15 protein-coding genes are annotated in these 18,070 nt (G+C 69.0%); 11 read left to right on the top strand and 4 right to left on the bottom strand.

What is annotated here, in order from left to right; all coding sequences use genetic code 11:
* Positions 1 to 69: 69 nt before the first annotated feature.
* Positions 70 to 561, bottom strand: coding sequence for a MarR family winged helix-turn-helix transcriptional regulator (locus NGJ44_RS15725; RefSeq protein ID WP_251864511.1), 492 nt, complete (start codon positions 559 to 561; stop codon positions 70 to 72).
* Between the two features lie 32 nt (positions 562 to 593).
* A complete protein-coding gene (locus tag NGJ44_RS15720; protein WP_053246704.1) occupies positions 594 to 1,478 on the bottom strand; it encodes a DMT family transporter in 885 nt (294 codons plus the stop codon).
* A gap of 60 nt (positions 1,479 to 1,538) precedes the next feature.
* Here NGJ44_RS15720 and NGJ44_RS15715 point away from each other — a divergent pair, with 60 nt between their 5' ends.
* The 10 genes from NGJ44_RS15715 (at position 1,539) to NGJ44_RS15670 (ending at position 10,746) form a co-directional block, all read left to right on the top strand.
* Positions 1,539 to 2,501 carry a DMT family transporter gene (locus tag NGJ44_RS15715; protein ID WP_053246702.1) on the top strand — a complete coding sequence of 321 codons (963 nt, stop codon included), beginning with the start codon at positions 1,539 to 1,541 and terminating at the stop codon, positions 2,499 to 2,501.
* A gap of 48 nt (positions 2,502 to 2,549) precedes the next feature.
* Positions 2,550 to 3,539, top strand: coding sequence for a quinone oxidoreductase family protein (locus NGJ44_RS15710; protein WP_251864510.1), 990 nt, complete (start codon positions 2,550 to 2,552; stop codon positions 3,537 to 3,539).
* Between the two features lie 167 nt (positions 3,540 to 3,706).
* Positions 3,707 to 5,203: an aldehyde dehydrogenase family protein gene (locus NGJ44_RS15705; protein ID WP_251864509.1), complete on the top strand. Its 1,497-nt coding sequence runs from the start codon at positions 3,707 to 3,709 to the stop codon at positions 5,201 to 5,203.
* 106 nt (positions 5,204 to 5,309) lie between these two features.
* The gene (locus tag NGJ44_RS15700; protein WP_251864508.1) at positions 5,310 to 6,191 is read left to right on the top strand and encodes a transporter; all 882 of its coding nucleotides are present in this window, start codon (positions 5,310 to 5,312) and stop codon (positions 6,189 to 6,191) included.
* Positions 6,192 to 6,229: 38 nt separating this feature from the next.
* Positions 6,230 to 7,417: an amine dehydrogenase large subunit gene (locus NGJ44_RS15695; RefSeq protein ID WP_251864507.1), complete on the top strand. Its 1,188-nt coding sequence runs from the start codon at positions 6,230 to 6,232 to the stop codon at positions 7,415 to 7,417.
* Positions 7,414 to 7,944, top strand: coding sequence for a MauE/DoxX family redox-associated membrane protein (locus NGJ44_RS15690; protein WP_251864506.1), 531 nt, complete (start codon positions 7,414 to 7,416; stop codon positions 7,942 to 7,944). Before NGJ44_RS15695 ends, NGJ44_RS15690 begins: the two co-directional genes overlap by 4 nt.
* Positions 7,945 to 7,955: 11 nt before the next feature.
* Positions 7,956 to 8,594 carry a methylamine dehydrogenase accessory protein MauD gene (gene mauD / locus NGJ44_RS15685; protein ID WP_251864505.1) on the top strand — a complete coding sequence of 213 codons (639 nt, stop codon included), beginning with the start codon at positions 7,956 to 7,958 and terminating at the stop codon, positions 8,592 to 8,594.
* The gene (locus NGJ44_RS15680) at positions 8,578 to 9,099 is read left to right on the top strand and encodes a methylamine dehydrogenase light chain (RefSeq protein WP_251864504.1); all 522 of its coding nucleotides are present in this window, start codon (positions 8,578 to 8,580) and stop codon (positions 9,097 to 9,099) included. Before mauD ends, NGJ44_RS15680 begins: the two co-directional genes overlap by 17 nt.
* Positions 9,096 to 9,605, top strand: coding sequence for a c-type cytochrome (locus tag NGJ44_RS15675; RefSeq protein WP_251864503.1), 510 nt, complete (start codon positions 9,096 to 9,098; stop codon positions 9,603 to 9,605). The genes NGJ44_RS15680 and NGJ44_RS15675 overlap by 4 nt, the downstream gene beginning before the upstream one ends.
* Before the next feature lie 181 nt (positions 9,606 to 9,786).
* Positions 9,787 to 10,746 carry an AraC-like ligand-binding domain-containing protein gene (locus NGJ44_RS15670; protein WP_251864502.1) on the top strand — a complete coding sequence of 320 codons (960 nt, stop codon included), beginning with the start codon at positions 9,787 to 9,789 and terminating at the stop codon, positions 10,744 to 10,746.
* 45 nt (positions 10,747 to 10,791) lie between these two features.
* Here NGJ44_RS15670 and NGJ44_RS15665 read toward each other — a convergent pair whose 3' ends face one another.
* Both NGJ44_RS15665 and glnE read right to left on the bottom strand, forming a co-directional pair.
* The gene (locus NGJ44_RS15665; RefSeq protein ID WP_053246781.1) at positions 10,792 to 11,466 is read right to left on the bottom strand and encodes an epoxyqueuosine reductase QueH; all 675 of its coding nucleotides are present in this window, start codon (positions 11,464 to 11,466) and stop codon (positions 10,792 to 10,794) included.
* Between the two features lie 35 nt (positions 11,467 to 11,501).
* Complete coding sequence (glnE, locus tag NGJ44_RS15660) at positions 11,502 to 14,273, bottom strand: bifunctional [glutamate--ammonia ligase]-adenylyl-L-tyrosine phosphorylase/[glutamate--ammonia-ligase] adenylyltransferase (RefSeq protein WP_251864501.1); 2,772 nt, start codon at positions 14,271 to 14,273, stop codon at positions 11,502 to 11,504.
* A 99-nt stretch (positions 14,274 to 14,372) separates the two neighbouring features.
* On the opposite strand from glnE, the gene NGJ44_RS15655 reads away from it, so the two are divergent.
* Complete coding sequence (locus NGJ44_RS15655; RefSeq protein ID WP_251864500.1) at positions 14,373 to 18,041, top strand: YhdP family protein; 3,669 nt, start codon at positions 14,373 to 14,375, stop codon at positions 18,039 to 18,041.
* Positions 18,042 to 18,070: the final 29 nt, after the last annotated feature.

Genomic DNA, 18,070 nt, shown 5'->3' with positions numbered 1-18,070 from the left:
CCAAATGGGGCCGCTACGCGCAGCCCTTGCGGCCAGGGCCGTGGGGACTTGCGGCGGTGTCGACGGCTCCTAGGGCGCCAGGCCGGCGTCCGACCCGTTGGCGATCATGCGCCGCAGGTAGTGCATGAGCTGCGCGACTTCGTCGGCGGTGAAGCCGCGCAAGTGCAGGCTGAGCGTGCGCGCGATGTTGGCGGGGATCTGCCGCGCCTTGGCCTCGCCCTCGTCGGTCAGTACGATCTTCACCACGCGCCGGTCTTCGTGGCACCGCACGCGCCGCAGCAGCCCCTTGGCTTCGAGGCGGTCGAGCGTGCGTGTCATGGCGCCCGTATCCAGGCCGTTCAGGCGCGCGAGCTCGGCCGGCGTGTCGGCGCGCCCGATGGATACCATGGCGATGGGCCGCCATTGCGAGGCGGTGAGGTCCAGCGGGGCCATCTGCTGGTCCAGCATCCGGTTCATGGAATGGTAGACCTGTTTGATCATGTAGCCCGGGTTGTCCTCCATGACGCAGCGTGCATCGACGCGGTAAGGGGCGGGCGAGGACGGGGAAGGCGGGGGATTCATGCCCGGCAATTTAGCTGCCTAGGCAGATATTGTCAAGGCGATGCGCCGGCCTGGGGCGCTGGCGGCGGGCTTTTGCGCAGGCCCGACCAGACGATGGCCGCGATGATGAGGGCGGCGCCCGCCATCATGCGCACCGTGGGCTGCTGGCTGAAAAGCGCCCAGGCGAACGCAATGGCGTAGACCGGCTCCAGCGCGATGACCAGCCCGGCGCTGCGCGCATTCAGCCGGGTGAGGCTGGAGACGAAGAGATAGTGGGAAAGACCGGTGCAGAAAATGCCCAGCAGGGCGAGCCAGAGCCAGTCGAGCGCCTGGGCCTGCGGCAACTGGGACGTGGCGAAAGGCAGCATGACCAGGGCGACCACCAGGTTCTGCCAGCAGGCCACCTGCATCGGGTCCATGCCGGAGGCCGAGCGCCGGTTGGAGATGGCCAGCAGCGCGAAGGTCAGGCCGGACAGCAGGCCCCAGGCCAGTCCGATGGTGCCTTTGTCGGCCAGGTCGAAAGACGGCGTCACCAGCACCAGCCCCGCTGTCACCAGGGCCAGCAGCAGCCATTCCGCCAGGCGCACGCGCTCGCGGAAAACCAGCCCCTCGAAAAGGGTGATGAAGGCCGGGAAGCTGGCAAAGCCCAGCGTGGCGATGGCGATGCCGCCCACCTTGACCGAGATGAAGAAGGTGACCCAGTGTGCCGCCAGCAGCGCGCCGGCCAGCACCAGCACGAAGAGCTGGGCGGGCGTGAGCGTGCCCAGCAGCGGCTTTCTGCGCAGCCGCGCGAAAAGGCCCAGCGCGACGACGGCAAAGCAGGCCCGGCCCAGCGTGATGACGGCGGCTCCCGCCTGGATCAGTTCGCCGAAGACGCCGGTGAGCCCGAAGAGCACGGCAGCGATGTGGATTTGCGTGAGGGCGCGTTGTCGAGTCATGAAGGAGAAAAAACCGGGGGAAGTGTGCAATTCACTTTGCACTGAATCTAAAATCATCGCATGAATCGCCAAGCCAGTTTTCTTCCGGTCTCACGTCTTTCCAACCGCGCGGCCGGATTCCTGCTGGCGGCTCTGGGCGCCATCCTGTTCTCGGCCAAGGCCATCATCGTCAAGTTCACCTACCGCTACGGCATCGACGCCGTGACGCTGATCGCTTTTCGCATGCTGTTCGCCATGCCTTTCTTCGCCGCCGTGGCCTGGCATCAATCGCGCCGGGCCGCGCGGGGCGAGATCGTCACCATGACCCCCAAGGAACGCCTGCAGGTGTGCGTGCTGGGCCTCATGGGTTATTACCTGTCGAGCTTCCTCGATTTCCTCGGGCTGCGCTATGTCACCGCCAGCCTGGAGCGCCTGATCCTGTTCCTCTCGCCGTCCCTGGTGGTGCTGATCTCCGCCGCCTGGTTCAAGCGCCCCGTGGAGCGCCGGCAATGGATGGCCATGCTGCTGTCGTATGCGGGGGTGGTGCTGGTGTTCGCGCACGACCTGTCGTTCGGCGGCGGCGCCGAGGTGCTGGTGGGGTCTTTGTTCGTTTTCGGTTCGGCGCTCAGCTATTCTGTGTATCTCATCTGCTCGGGCGAGCTCATCAAGCGCATCGGGGCCACGCGCCTGGTGGCCTACGCCATGCTGGTGTCCTGCGTGGCATGTATCGTGCAGTTCTTCGTGGTGCACCCGGCCTCGGTGCTGATCCAACCCGCGGGCGTGTACGGCTACTCGGTCATACACGCCACGCTGAACACGGTGGCGCCGGTGTTCATGCTGATGTGGGCGGTGGCGCTCATCGGCGCGCCGACGGCGTCGCTGCTGGGCATGATGGGGCCGGTATCGGTGCTGTTCCTGGCGTCCTGGTTCCTGGACGAACCCATCACCATGTGGCAATTAACAGGCACGGTGCTCGTGCTGGGCGGCGTTTTCGTGTTGATGGGCGGCCCGCGCCAGCCGTCCGGCGCGCCATCCGCGCGCTGAATCCGTTTTCGGTTGTTTCGCACTCATTACCCAAGAAAGGAGGCCAGCATGGCCAGCAATCTCGTCAAGGCAATCCGTATCGAGCAGCACGGCGGCCCCGAAGTCCTGAAACTCGTGGACGTGGAAGTGCCGCCGCCCGCACCCAACGAGGTCACGATCCGGCAGCACGCGGCCGGGCTGAACTTCATCGATATCTATTACCGCACGGGCTTGTATCCCCATCCGCTGCCGCACGGCCTGGGCTTCGAGGGGGCGGGCGTGGTCACCGCGGTGGGCGCCGACGTCCGCCACCTCAAGGCGGGCGACCGCGTGGCCTACGGCCAGAGCCCGCTCGGCGCCTACGCCGAGGCGCGCAACGTGCCGGCCGCGCAGGTCGTCAAGCTGCCCAAGGGCATCGGCTTCGACGAAGCCGCCGCCATCATGCTCAAGGGCCTGACGGTGCAGTACCTGTTCCGCCAGACCTACCGCCTGCAGGGCGGCGAGACCATCCTGTTCCACGCGGCCGCTGGCGGCGTGGGCCTGATCGCCTGCCAATGGGCCAAGGCGCTGGGCGTGAAGCTCATCGGCACGGTGTCCAGCCCCGAAAAGGCCGCGCTCGCGCGCGCCAACGGCGCGTGGGAAACCATCGACTATTCGCGCGAGAACGTAGTCGAGCGCGTGCTCGAACTGACCGGCGGCAAGAAGGTGCCCGTGGTGTACGACGGCGTGGGCAAGGACACCTGGGAAATCTCGCTCGACTGCATCGAGCCGCGCGGACTGATGGTGAGCTTCGGCAACGCCTCCGGGCCCGTCACCGGCGTCAACCTGGGCATACTCAACCAGAAGGGCAGCCTGTACGTCACGCGTCCGTCGCTGGGCATCCACGTGAACACCCCCGAGAAGCTCCAGGCCGCCTCCAAGGAGCTGTTCGACCTCGTGCTCAAGAAGAAAATCAAGGTGCGCATCGACCAGCGCTACCCGCTGGGCGAGGCCGGCCAGGCCCAGACCGCGTTGGCGGGCCGTAAGACCACCGGCGCGACCGTGCTGATGCTGGACTGACGGCGCGCCCGTCTGCGGCCGGGCCCCGTCGTGGGGCGTCCGGCCGCATTCTCCCCGCACGGCGCCCGCCGTGCTCAGAATGACAAATTCCCATGCACGCGCCGACAAGCGCGGCCGTGCCCGCCGTTGCTATCCTGCCTGCACCCTAGCAGATGGAGCGCAACGGCATGTCCACGCCTTCCGTATCTTCTTCCGGCCGCCCTGAACTGGATGCTATCCGCGAGCACATGCTCATCGACGGCGAGCCGGTGCGCCAGGGAGAGGGCGCGCCCATTCCCGTGTATGACCCGGCCACGGGCCGGGTCATCGCGCACCAGCCCGACGCCGGCCCCGCGCAGGTGGACCTGGCGGTGCGGGCGGCCCGCCGCGCCTGCGATGCGCCGGCGTGGCGGGACCTGCTGCCCGCGGACCGGGAGCGGCTGTTGCTCAGGCTCGCGGACCTGGTCGAACGCCACGGCGAAGCGCTGGCGCGGCTGGAGACGCTGAACAACGGCAAGCTGCTGTCAGTGGCCCGGGCGCTGGAAGTGGGCGCGGGCGCGCAGTGGCTGCGCTACATGGCCGGCTGGGCGACCAAGCTGACGGGCGAGACGCTGGGCCTGTCCATCGCTTTCCCGCCGGGCGTGAAATACAGCGGCTACACGCTGCCCCAGCCCGTGGGCGTGGTGGCGGCCATCATTCCCTGGAATTTCCCGCTGCTCATGGCGATCTGGAAGATCGCGCCGGCCCTGGCGGCGGGCTGCACCGTCGTGCTCAAGCCCGCCGAGGAGACGCCTCTGACCGCGCTGCGCCTGGCCGAGCTGGCGCTGGAGGCGGGCTTTCCGCCCGGCGTGGTGAACGTGGTGACGGGGCGCGGCGAGACCGCGGGCGCCGCGCTGGCCGCGCATCCCGGCATCGACAAGATCGCGTTCACGGGCTCCACCGAGGTCGGCAAACGCATCGGCCATGCCGCCATGGACGGCATGAAGCGCGTCTCGCTGGAGCTGGGCGGCAAGTCGCCCGTGATCGTGCTGGACGACTGCGACGCGGACCGCGCGGTGCAGGGGGCGGCGGCGGCCATCTTCTTCAACCAGGGGCAGGTCTGCACGGCGGGCTCGCGGCTCTACGTGCAGCGGGCGCTGTATGACAAGGTGACCGAGGGCCTGGCTGACCTGGCCGCGGGGCTCGCGCTCGGATCGGGCTTCGACCCCGCGACGCAAATCGGGCCGCTGGTGTCGGCCCGCCACCAGCGCCGGGTGCTGGACTACATCGGCATCGGCAAGGCCGAGGGCGCGCGTGTCCTGGCCGGCGGCACGGCCGTGGACGGCGAGGGATATTTTCTGCGGCCCACGGTGTTCAGCGAGGCGCCGCCCGCGGCGCGCATCCTGCGCGAGGAGATCTTCGGCCCGGTGGTGGTGGCGCAGCCCTTCGACGATCTGGAGGAAGCGGCGCGGCTGGCCAACGACAGCGATTTCGGCCTGGGCGCCAGCATATGGAGCAACGACCTGGCGCGCGTGCAGCGCCTGATTCCGCGGATCGACGCAGGCACGGTCTGGGTCAACACGCACAACATGCTGGATCCCAACATGCCGTTCGGCGGATTCAAGCAGTCCGGCATCGGCCGCGAGCACGGCCGCGCCGTGATCGAGATGTACCTGGAGAAGAAATCGGTTTGCATCGCTTACTAGGGCCCGGCGGCGCGCCGCGAGGCGCAGCCGGACCTCGCGCGCGGCGGGAAGGACAGAGCCGGGACCATATCGGCGTCCGCTGCGCGCGGCAACCAAGGGGAAGAGCATGGCAGGCAGGAACTATCGCCGGGCCGGTGCAGGCGCAATGCTGCTGGCGGCCGGGATGGGCGCCGCCGGGCCCGCCTGGGCGGGCGATCCGAGCGCGCGAGACTGGATACCGGCGCCCGTGGGCACCAATATCGTCGCCGGCTATCTGGCGGGGTTGAGGTCGTCGGGACTGTACGCGGAGGGCGAGCGCGTGCACGGCGCGTCCGTGGATGTGAACGCGCTGGTCTACCGGCAGATGCACTACCGCGAGTTTCTCGGCAAAACGGTGCAGCTGGAATTCATCGTGCCCATGTACCGCACCTCGCTCGATCTGCCCGGTACGCCGGAGGACCACATGTCCGGCGTGGGCGACGTCACGCTGGGCACGGCGGTCTGGCTCTACAACAACGAGCAGACCAGGACCTGGTTCGCGTGGGAGCCCTTTGTCGTCGCGCCGGTCGGGCGCTACGACGGTTCGCGCCCCGACGTGTCGCCGGGCAAGCACCGCTGGTCCACCATCCAGGACTTCGCGTTCGTGCAGGGCGTGGGCAAATCCACGTTTCTGGAGGCGATCGCCGAGGTTGAGATCTACGGCCGCAATTCCGACTGGTACGGGCAGCGCCTGAAAAAAGACCCGTCGCTGCGCCTGTTCGCGCTGGTGTCGACCAATTTCACCGACAGCACATACGGCGGCATCCGCTACCGCTACGAGACGGGCGGGCGCGAAACCGTTTCCGGAGAAACGGTGACGACGCGCGGACGCAATCACCAGCTGGCGCTGGAGCTTACGCACCAGATCAACGACGCCAACCAGATACAGATGCAGTACATCCACGACCTGAAGGTCGAGAACGGGCCCCGCATGCGCGGCGTGCAGATGCGCTACGTATACGCGTTCTAGTTCGAGCGAGGAAGGGAAATGAGACCAGGAGAATACCGATGAAAGCGCAATGTGCCACGATACGCGCGCGGCGGGCCGCCTGGGCGCTGTGCGCGGCGCTCGCCGCGGCCGGCGCCGCGCGCGCCGAGCTGCCTGTGGAGCGGCTGCAGGGAGGCGCCCGCCTGCCCGAAGCGACGCCGCACCGGCTGTATGTGATGGATGCGGCCTTCAACCATCTGGTGGACAGCCGCGTCAATCTCTACGACGGCGACACGCTGAAGTTCCTCGGCCTGGTGCCCACCTCGTTCAATGGGCACATGACCGTCTCGGCCGACGGCAAGGACATCTTCGTGATGACCACCTACTACGAGCGGCTCAACCGCGGCAAGCGCACCGACGTGGTGGAGGTATGGGACGCGCAGACCCTCACGCCGAAGTACGAGATCGCCATACCCGGCAAACGCGCGCAGGCGCTGAATTACCGCAACTACTTCCGCCAGAGCGCCGACGGCGAACTGCTTTTCGTGCAGAACGCCACGCCCGCCACCTCGGTGTCGGTGGTGGACCTGAAGGCGCGCAAGTTCGCCGACGAGATCACGGCGGTGGCCGGCTGCTGGAGCGTTATCGTGCTGCCGTCGCGGCCGCGCAGCTTCGCCAGCATCTGCGGCGACGGCACTCTGCTGACCGTGGATGTGGGCCCCGACGGCAAGCCGGCGGGCCAGGCGCGCAGCCAGCCCATGTTCGACGTGGAGAAGGACCCCATCTTCATCCACACGGAGAACCTGGGCGACACGTTCTACTTCGTGTCGTTCAACGGAAACGTCTACAGCGCGGATTTCAGCGGCCGGGAAGTCCGCTTCGGCGAGCCGTGGTCGCTGCTTGACAAGTCCGGCAAGGACCAGGGATGGCGGCCGGGCGGCTACAACGTACTGGCCGTGAACCGGCAGCACAAGCGCCTGTACGTCGGCATGCACCCGAACGGCGCGGAAGGCTCGCACAAGACGCCGGCGGCCGAGATCTGGGTGTACGACCTGGCCACGCATAAGCGCCTGGCGCGGGTGCCGGGCAGGAACGCGCTGTCCATGTCGGTCTCGCAGGACACTCAGCCGCGCCTCTATACCATCGACGGCGGCAACGTGAACGTCTACGACGCGGAACCGGCCGCGCCGGTGCTCAAGGGCACCATCCAGGCCGCGGGCGAGACCGCGCTGCAGGTCGAGCCGCAACCCGCGGAAGGCCAGCCATGATCGACCCCGTCCTGATCCATGCCGCGAGCGCGGCGCTGGCCTGCGTGCTGCTGCTGGGCGCAGTGGAGAAGCTGCGCGATCCGCAGCGCTACGCGGCCGCGGTCGCGGCCTACGGCATCCTGCCCGCCTTGGCGGGCCGGCCTTTCGCATACGCCTTCGTGCTGGCCGAGACGCTGGCCGGCGCGCTGCTGCTGGCGCCTTCCACGCGGGCGGGCGCCGCCTGGCTGGCCCTGGCGGTGCTGGCTGTGGCCACCGCGGCGCTGGCCGTCAATCTGCTGCGGGGGCGCCGCGACATCGATTGCGGCTGCGGCGGCCCGGCTTCGCACGGCATGGGCTTGTCATGGTGGCTGGTCGCGCGCAACGCGGTGCTGGCGTGCTGGGCGCTGCCGGCCCTGACGCACGGCGCGGCCCGCGCGCTGCAGGGCGCCGACGCCGCGGCCGTGGCGGGTCTGACCCTGAGCGCGGTGGGGCTGTACTACACCGCCAATCACCTGATTGCCTCGCATTTCAAGTTGCAGCATTTATGAAGGAGTCTTCCATGGAAGCCTTGGTTATCTCGAATTTCCTGTTGTGGGGCGTGATCCTCTGCCTCGTGCTGGCGATCCTCGCGTTGTCGAGGCAGATCGGCGTGCTGTACGAGCGTGTCGCGCCGATGGGCGCGCTGACCATGGACAAGGGCCCGGCCGTGGGCGAGCCCGCGCCGCGTTTCGAACTGCCGGACCTGCAGGGCCGGCGCGTGGCCATCGGCGCGGGCGGGGCGCAGAGCCAACTGCTGTTCTTTCTCTCGCCCACCTGCCCGGTGTGCAAGAAGCTGCTGCCCATCCTGAAGTCCGTGGCCGGCACCGAAAGCCGCTGGCTGCGCATCGTGCTGGCCAGCGACGGCGAGATGCCCGAGCACCTGGCGTTCTACCGCCAGGCGGGGCTGGAGCGCTTTCCCTATGTGCTGTCGGCCGAGCTGGGCATGAAGTTCCAGATCAGCAAACTGCCCTACGCGGTGCTGATCGACGAGACGGGCGCCTTGCGCGCCAAGGGCCTGGTCAACTCGCGCGAACAGCTCGAGAGTCTGTTCACCGCGAAGGAGCTGGGCGTGGCCTCGGTGCAGGATTTCCTGGCGGGCGGCGCCATGGACGAAATGCGCGTTTCGCGCGAGGAGAACGGCAATGCGCTGGCTGGATAATCTGGGAGAGCGCGCGGCGCGCTCGATAGCGCAATCGACTTCGCGTCGCAGCGTCCTGAACCGCATCGGCAAGGCGCTGGTGGGCACGGCCTTTCTCATGCCCGTGCTGCCGGTGGCGCGTTCGGCGCCGGCCGGCGGCAAGAAGCCGCAGACCGACGAGACTGCCTGCGATTACTGGCGCTACTGCGCGGTGGACGGCTTCCTGTGCTCGTGCTGCGGCGGCACCATGACGTCATGCCCGCCGGGCACGTCGCCGTCGGCCGTGTCGTGGGTGGGCACCTGCCACAATCCGCTGGACGGCAAGGACTATCTCATCAGCTACAACGACTGCTGCGGCAAGACCGCCTGCGGCCGGTGCATGTGCTCGTCGGCCGAGCGCGAGCGGCCCGGCTACCAGATGTTCCTGCACAACGACGTGAACTGGTGCATGTCCAACGAATCGTCCATTTTCCACTGCACGACTTCCGTCGTCGTGGGACTGGCCAAACCCAAGCCGAAGCCATGAACGGACGGCGCGCGCGCCTGCCGGTATGGCGGGGCTGGGCCGCCGCGTGCGGCCTGGCCTGGGCCGGGCTCGCCTGCGCGGCAGACGCGGCGCAGGCGCAGCGCCTGTGGGAAGCGGCGAGGGCGGACTACGTACTGCAGTGCGCCGGCTGCCACCGGGTCGACGGCCGCGGCAGCGCGCGCCACGCCATTCCCGATTTCCGCGATTCGGTGGGCATGTTCCTGGCGCTGCCGGCGGGCCGCGAGTACCTGGTCCGCGTGCCGGGCGCCGCGCAATCGCAGTTGAGCGACGCGGAATTGGCCGCGGTGCTGAACTGGCTGCTGCGCGAGTTCAGTCCTCGCCAGCTGCCGGCGGACTTCCGCCCCTACACGCAGGCCGAAGTGGCGGCGCTGCGGCCCAGGCGCTACGACGACGTGGTGCCGGTTCGGCACGCCCTGGCGCGCGCACTGGCGCAGCAGGGGCTGACGCCCTCGGCATATTCCTACGGCAGCGATCGCAAGCCGTAGAGCCATGTCGTCCCGGCAACGCGGGCGGGGAGAATGGATGTCCCCGGCGAACCCGTTTCGTAGGGTTGTCACGGATACTCGGCCCGGACGGCGGGTGCTAGAAAGAGGCAGCACAATGTTCTTGCCCAGCCATCGGCAACACGCATACGCAGGCGCGCCGTCTGGGGCCGCCGGAGTCGCCATGTCCCACTTCCTTTTGCACGGCGCGCGCACGGAATTCCGCGATTGCGCGAGCTGGAAGGAAAGCATCAGCAGCACCTTCGTCCCGCTGGACGTGTCCGCGGTGTATCCGTCGCGCTTTCGCAGCAGTGTGGCGGTGGGCGCACTGGGCTGGATGCAGGTCAGCGAGCTGCACACGAGCGCCCAGTGCGTGCGCCGCACGCGCGCGCTGGCCGACCGCGCGGAAGCGCCGGGCTACAAAGTCACGCTGCAGCTCGCCGGCCGCAGCGAGATCCGCCAGGCCGCGCGCAGCGCGCTGCTGAATCCGGGCGAATGGGGCATCTACGACACCGCGCGGCCCTACGAGGTAGACGTGGACGACGACGCGCACTTTCTCGTCATGCAGGTGCCGGGCAAGCAGCTGGAGGCCTGGCAGCCCAGCGTGCAGCATGCGGTCGCGCGGCGTTTCAGCGCCCGCCACGGCTGCGGGCGCATGGCGATGGACCTGCTGCGCGTGGCGCTGAGCGAGCATGCCAACCTGTCGGACAGCGCGGCGCGCGACGCCGCCAACGCGGTGCTGCAGATGATGGGGCTGGATATCAGCGAGCAGACCGGCAGAGCGTCCGGCCTGGGCCAGGCGGAGCTGCGGCAGGCGCAGTTACGGCGCGCGCAGCAGTACATCCTGGACAACCTGCATGACCCCTTGCTGTCGCCCGCGAAGGTCGCGGCGGCGTTCCGCGTGTCCCGCCGCTACCTCTACAACCTGTTCGCGCTGGCCTCGACCACGCCGGCCGATTTCATCCTGAGCGCGCGCCTCGAGCGCTGCCGCGAAGTGTTGTGCGACGCAGCCCAGGCGGGCCGCCAGATCGGCGACATCGCCTACCGCCATGGATTTTCCGACGCGGCGCGGTTCAGCCACGCGTTTCGCGCGCGCTACGGGCTCACGCCTTCGGAGTGCCGGCGGCAGGGGCAGGGGCGATAGCTGGCCTGGCCGGCCGCGCCTGGCCGGCCGCGCCTGGTCAGGTCTTTACAGATTTTCCTCGCTGACCAGACCTTCCTTGCCGTAGAACTTCACGCCGATGTGGATGCGGTCGCGGCCCTGGGCGCGGCGGTGGCGGTTGGTGTCGCGCAGCGAGTACACGCAGCCGCAGTATTCCTGCTGGTAGAAGTTCTCGCGCTTGGAGATCTCGATCATGCGCTGCGAACCGCCGCCCTTGCGCCAGTTGTAGGTCCAGTAGACCAGGTCGTCATAGCGGGCGGCGGCGCGTTCGCCGCAGCCGTTGATCTGGTTCATGTCCTTCCAGCGCGAAATGCCCAGCGAGCTGGTGATGGTGTCGAAGCCGTGTTCGTGCGCATACAGGGCGGTGCGCTCGAAGCGCATGTCGAAGCAGACCGTGCAGCGCTCGCCGCGTTCGGGTTCGTTTTCCAGTCCCTTGACCCGCTCGAACCAGTTGTCCATGTCGTAGTCGGCATCGATGAACTCGATGCCGTGCTGCTGCGCGAAGCGGATGTTCTCCTGCTTGCGGATTTCGTACTCTTTGACCGGATGGATGTTCGGGTTGTAGAAGTAGATGGCGTAGTCGATGCCGGAAGCGGTCATGGCCTCCATGACCTCGCCGGAACAGGGCGCGCAGCACGAGTGCAGCAGCACCTTGCGGCGGCCGGCGGGCAATTCGAGTTTGGGGCGCACGAGTTCGGACATGGCTGACTCTGGGGCAAAGCGTAAAAATCCTTATTTTACGACGAGTTGCCGCCGAGCACGGTGTCCCATAGCCGGCGCACCGAGGCGCGTTCGTCCTGGAGCTGGTCGGGCGCCACGCGGGCCTTTTCCACGCCCTGCAGCCTGAGCTGGTGCTGCGCGCGGCGCAGCGTGCGATAGGCATCGCCCGCCCGCAGGGCGAGGTCGGCCGGTATCAGTCCGGCTTCGCCGGCCAGCCGCAGCAGGGCGATATTGCCGAGGTTGCGCACCAGCACCGGGTGGGTGCGCGCATGGCAGAGCACCAGGTACTGGGTGACGAACTCCACATCGACCATGCCGCCCCGATCGTGCTTCAGATCGAAAAGCCCGCTGGGGTTCGGGTGGCCGGCGCCGATCTTGTCCCGCATTTCCAGCACGTCCTTGCGCAGGGCCAGGGGGTCGCGCGGCAGGAGCAGGATCTCTTCGCGGATCTGCTCGAAGCGCGCGCCTACCTCGGCGTTGCCCGCCGCGTACCGGGCGCGGGTCAGCGCCTGGTGTTCCCAGGCCCAGGCATGCTGGCGCTGGTATTGCTCGAAGGCTTCCACGGAAACGGCCAGCAGGCCGGCATCGCCGTCGGGCCGCAGCCGCAGGTCCACTTCGTAAAGCCGTCCGGAAGACGTCATGGTGGACAGCCAGGAGGTCATGCGCCGGCCCAGCTTGGCGTAGACCTCGTAGGCGTCCTCGCGCGGATCGTCGTAGAGGAACACCAGGTCCAGGTCGGAGGCGTAGCCCAGTTCCTTGCCTCCCAGCTTGCCGTAGGCAATGACGGCGAAACGCGGCTCCGCGCCCGCCTTGCGGTTAACCAGCGGCCAGACGCGCCGGATGGTTTCGGTGAGCAGCAGGTCGGCCAGGGCCGAGAGCTGGTCGGCCAGCTTTTCCACCGAGAGCTCGCCTTCGAGGTCCTGCGCCAGCAGCTGGAAGCTCGCCTGGCGCTGCACGTCGCGCATCAGGTTCATCTGGCGCTCGATGTCGGGTTCGCCGTCGGGCAGGCGGCAGGCGTCGAGGTCGGCGGCGAGCTGGCGTCCGATCTGGGCGAAATCCAGCGGCTCGAAAAGCGTGCGCCAGTCGATCAGGCTGTCCAGCAGCAGCGGATGCTGGGTGAGGTACTGGGCCGCCCAGGGGCTGGCCGCCATCATGCGCGCCACGCGCGCCAGCGTGTCGGGGTATTCGGCCAGCAGGGCGAGATAGGCGCTGCGCTGGGCGATGGTTTCGATGAGGTCGAACAGCCGCACGGCGGCCTGGGCCGGGGCGGGCGTCTGCAGCGCGGCGCGCAGCGCCGCCGGCAGCAGCGTCTCGAGCCGGCGCCGGCTGCCGTCGGGCAGGCTGCGCACGCGGTGGCTGGCAAGCAGGGTCTCGGCGCGCCGCTGCAGGTCTTCGGCCTGGTCGCCGAACGCCTCGCGGATCTGGGCGTCGAGGTCGTTTTCCGCGGCGTCGTCGTCGCGGGCGCCGGGCGCGGCCGGCTCTTCCGTATCGCCCATGCCGACCAGCCGGAAAACGTTGCGGAAGGTGCGCGAGACGAATGCGCGGTGCTCGGCCAGCGTGGCCTCGAATTCCTCCGGCGCCAGGCCCATTGCCCGCGCCAGGGCCGCGCGCAGCGACGCGTCGCCGGGCAGCAAGTGGGTCTGCTCGTCTTCGCGGTACTGCAGCATGTGCTCGGTGCGGCGCAGGTAGCGGTAAGCCTCCACGAGCCGGCGGGCATCGTCTTCGGGCAGCAGCCCGGCCGCGGCCTCGGCCTGCAGGGCTTCGAGCAGGCCGCGCTTCTGCAGGGCCGGCATGCGCCCGCCGCGGATCAGTTGCGCTAGCTGGACCACGAATTCGATTTCGCGGATGCCGCCGTCGCCCAGCTTGATGTTATTGGCGCTGTCGATGCCGTTGCGGGCCATGGCGCGGCGCTGCCAGTCCTGGCGGATGCGCTCGCGCAGCGCGCGCAGCGAGGCCAGCGCGTCGAAATCGAAATACTTGCGGTAGACGAAGGGCACGCGCAGGCTTTCGAGCTGGCGCGCCTGCGGCGCGCTGTCGCTGCCCGCGAAGGCATGCGCGGGCATCAGCCGCGCTTTCAGCCAGGCATAGCGCTCCCATTCGCGGCCCTGGCCGATCAGGTAATGCTCCAGCGCGTCGAGGCTCCACGCCAGCGGGCCGGCGTCGCCGTCCGGCCGCAGGCGCAGGTCGGTGCGGAAGACCTGCCCGTGTGCGTCCACCTCCGACAGCACCGGCATCATGCGGCGCGTCAGCCGGCCGTAGAACTCATGATGGCTGATCCGCCGCGGCCCGCCGGTTTCGCCTTCTTCGCCGTACAGCATGATGAGGTCGATGTCCGAGGAGACATTGAGCTCGCATCCGCCCAGCTTGCCCATGCCCAGGATCAGCATTTCCTGGGGCTTGCCGGTGGACGGGTCGATGGGCACGCCATGCACGCCGGCCATCTCGGCCGCCACGCTGCGGTAGGCTTCGCCGACCGCCAGGTCCGCCAGCGCGGTCATGGCGCCCACCACTTCTTCGAGGTCGGCCAGGCCCGCCACGTCGCGCACGATGAGGGTGCAGAACACGCGTTCGCGCAATTGGCGCAGCACGACGCGGCAGGCGTCCACCGGCAGAATCGCGGCGGCGTCCGTGCCGGCCAGCGCGTCGCGCCAGGCGGCGAGGCGGGCGGGCGTCAGGGGCTGGAGCGCCTCGGTTCGCAGCCAGCCGGCCAGTTCGGGGCGGGCATCGAGGCGCCGGCGCAAATGGCCGGACCAGGCCAGGGCGGGGGCGAGCAGATCGGAAGTTGACATGGCAAAAGGCCGGCAGAAGGCACGGGTTTCAGGTATAAGTGGGGACGATACCGCAAGACCTTCCTTCCTGCCCATCGACCCGTGTCTGTTTCGAAAAAAGTGCTCCGCTGCCTGTTCTGGGGCGCGCTGGCCATTTATGGCGTGGCGGCCGCCGGCTTGCTGGGCGTGCGGTACTGGGTGCTGCCCCGTGTCGACGAATGGCGGCCCCAGATCGAAGCGTACGCCAGCCGCACCCTGGGCGCCCAGGTGCGCATCGGCGAGATCCGGGCCGACTGGCAGGGACTCAATCCGCGGCTGGACCTCGACCGGGTGCGGGTCTACGAAAGCGGCGACGGAGCCAGCCCCGATTCCGGCTCCGTCTCTGGCTCCGATCCGGTCCTGACGCTGCCCGCCGTGTCGGCGGTGCTGGGCTGGCGCAGCGTGCTGGCCCTGTCGCCCACGCTCATCCAGTTGCGCGTGGACCGGCCCGAACTCACCCTGCGGCGCGATGCCGGCAATCACCTGTGGGTGGCGGGGCAGTCCATCGACCTGAATACGAGCGACCACCAGGCCGACCTGAACCATCCCGCGCTGCGCTGGCTGGCCCGCCAGCGCGAAATCGTCTTACGCGACGCGACGCTGCGCTGGCAGGACGAACGGCGGCAGGCCCCCGAGCTGCTGCTGCGCAATGTGAACCTGCTGGTCAGGAACGGCCAGCTTTCGCACCGCTTTGCGTTGAGCGCGGCGGCCGAACCGGCGCTCGGCCGCCGGCTGGGCCTGCGCGGCGAGTTCAACCGCAGCCTGTTCTCGGCGCATCCGGCCGACCCCGCGAGCTGGAGCGGCCAGCTGTACGCCGAACTGGACGATGCCGAGCCCGCGGCCTGGCGGCCCTGGCTGGACGTGCCGCCGTGGGCGGGACGCATCGGCGCACGGGCCTGGCTGGCGCTGGAGCATGGCAAGTTCACCGATCTGACCGCGGACGCCGCGCTCCGGGGGCTGGCGTGGCGGTCGGCGGAAGACGGGCCGGCCCTGCGTGCCGGACAAATCCAGGTGCACGTCCAGGGCAAGCCGGGCGACTTCCTCGCGGGCCGCGATCTGCCCTTTGCGCGCAGCCCGGGCGCGCCCGATCTCTCGGTCCGGGCAGTGTCGGAGCAGGTCCAGGCGGACCTGCCGGGCATATTCGAGCAGCCCAGGCTGGAGGCGGACCGGCTCGAGCTGTCGGCGGGCATCAAGGGCGCCGACGCGCGCAACTGGTATCTGGACGTGGGGCAATTGCGCCTGCAGAACGCCGACCTGGAACTGCGTCTGCGCGGGCAGTGGTATGCCCAGGGCAAGACGGCGGCCGGCCGGGCCGACATCAGCGGCACGCTGGTGCGCGCCGCCATGCCGGCCATCCATCGCTACCTGCCGCTGGAAGTGAACCGGGATGCGCGCGAATGGCTGTCCACGGGGCTGCGGGCCGGAGAACTGAGCGCCGCGGCGCTCACTTTGCGCGGGGACCTGTCTGATTTTCCCTTCGCTGCCCCGGGGGACGAGGGGGAATTCGTGCTGGCCGGCAATTACGCCGGCGCCACGGTGGATTACGCGCCCGCCCACGGCCATCGCAAGGGCTGGCCGGTGCTCGAGAACCTGTCGGGCAGTTTCCGCATCGACAAGGTCAGCCTGAGCCTGGACAGCCGCGGCGGCGCCTGGGCCCGCACCGGCCCGGAGCACAAGGTGGCGCTGGGACAGGTCAACGCCACCATTCCCAACATGGAGCACGAGGCCGAGCTGCTGGTGGACGGCCAGACATCCGGGCCCGTGCCGGCGTACCTGGCCATGGCCGCCAATTCGCCGCTGGGCGGCCTGCTGGACGGCGCGCTGGACGAAGCGCGCGGCACGGGCGACTGGCGCCTCGCGCTCAAGCTGCGCGTGCCGCTTTTCAATGCCGACGACACGCAGGTGGAGGGCCGTATTTCCTTTGCCGACAACACCTTTTCCCTGATGCCGGAAATGCCCGCGCTTTCCCAGCTGCGGGGCACGCTGGAGTTCTCGGAAACCGGCTTGCGGGTGCCCGAGCTGCGCGGCCAGTTCCTGGGGGGACCGGCCCGCATTTCGGGGCAGCTGGGCCAGCCCTCCGACAGGCTGGCGTTCGACGGCACGCTGGCCGCGTCGCAGCTCACGCAGGTGAGCAACACGCCTTCCATGTCGCGGTTCAGCGGCAAGGCGAGCTATCGCGGACAGCTGGGCTACCAGAAGGGCGGCGCGGTGGAAATCGCCGTGCAGTCCGACCTCGCGGGCATGGCCATCGACATGCCCGCTCCCATGGGCAAGACCGCGCAGGCATCGCGCCTGCTCAAGGTGCAGTGGGGCGCGGCGCAAGACCACGGAGCGCGCAACCGGCGCTGGCTCACCTTCACGCTGGGCGACGAGGTCAACGGGCTGTTCGAGCACGACCCGGCCGACGCTTCCGCGTCCTATTTCAACAAGGCGGCGATCGGGATCGGACGGCCGGCGAGCCTGCCGGACCGGGGGTTGAGCTTCAATGTGCAGATGCCGGAAACCGACATCGACGGCTGGGAAACCGTGGGCGACGGGTTCGAGGCGCCGCCCGGCAAAGGCCGGCGCGCCTCGCGGCCGATGCTGCCGCCGGTCGACCGGGTCAGCCTGTCCACCGGCCTGATGCGGCTGAGCGGCTACACGCTGCATTCGCTGACCCTGTTCGCCACCCGCCCGGCTCCCAATCAATGGCGCGTGGACATCGACTCCAGGCAGGCCGCCGGCGCGCTGGAGTGGCGCGAGGCCTCGGGCGCCATCGCCGGCCAGATCACGGCGCGCCTGAAGCACCTGTCGCTGGGCGGCCCCGACGATACCAACCAGGCGGACCAGGCGCTGTCATCCAGCAGCGACCTGTCCGATATTCCCGCGGTGGACCTGCGCGCCGAGGAGTTTCTGCTCTACGGCAAGAAGCTGGGCACGCTCACCGTGCGCGGCACCAACCTGGAGCGGGGGCGCCGCTGGCGCCTGGACCAGCTCGCCATCTCCAATCCCCAGGCCGGCCTCAACGCAACCGGGCAATGGCGGCTGGACGGCGCCGACCGCGGCCTGACGGTGGATGCGGAGGTGAAGTTCGCCGACCTCGGCGGCTTCCTGGACCGCATCGGGTTCCAGCAGGTGGCCTCGGGCGGCACGGGCACGGTCAAGGGCAACGTGACCTGGCGCAACCTGCCCTGGACGCAGCGTATCGCCGACCTGTCGGGCGAGGCCGAAGTCAGCCTGGACAAGGGGCGCTTCATGCACGTGAATTCGCGCACCGCGCGCCTGCTGGAGCTGCTGTCGCTGCAATCCCTGCAGCGCCTGGCCCGGCTGGACGTGAACCCGACCAATCTGCTGCGCGAGGGGTTCCCGTTCGATACAGTGCGCGGCCAGCTGAAGCTCGCGGATGGATTGCTGTCCACCGAGGGCTACAAGATCAACGGCCCCGTGGCGGCCATCGTGCTGGCGGGCAGCGTCAACCTCATCCTGGAACGCTGGGACATGAAGGCCGTGGTGATTCCCAACCTGGACGCCAGCGGCGCGGCGGTGGTGACGGCGCTGGCGGTGAATCCGCTGATCGGGCTGGGCGCCTTCGTTACGCAGTGGCTTCTCAAGCAGCCCCTGGCGCGCGCCATGACCGTGCAATACCGGGTGACGGGCAGCTGGGACGACCCGAAGATCGAGCCGGAGGAGGAGACGCAGGCCGGCCCCGGATCGCCCGCGCGCCCGCAGTCCGGCCCCGGCGAAAGCTGGCCCGAGTCCGGCGGGCGCTGACGCGCCGCGAGGCGCCAGAAAAACAAAAC

This window comes from Achromobacter sp. Marseille-Q4962 (assembly GCF_943737005.1).
In the GTDB taxonomy this organism is placed as follows: Bacteria; Pseudomonadota; Gammaproteobacteria; order Burkholderiales; family Burkholderiaceae_B; genus Achromobacter.
The sequence above is the reverse complement of the archived record's forward strand: the minus strand, read 5'-3'. Positions and strand labels throughout refer to the sequence as shown.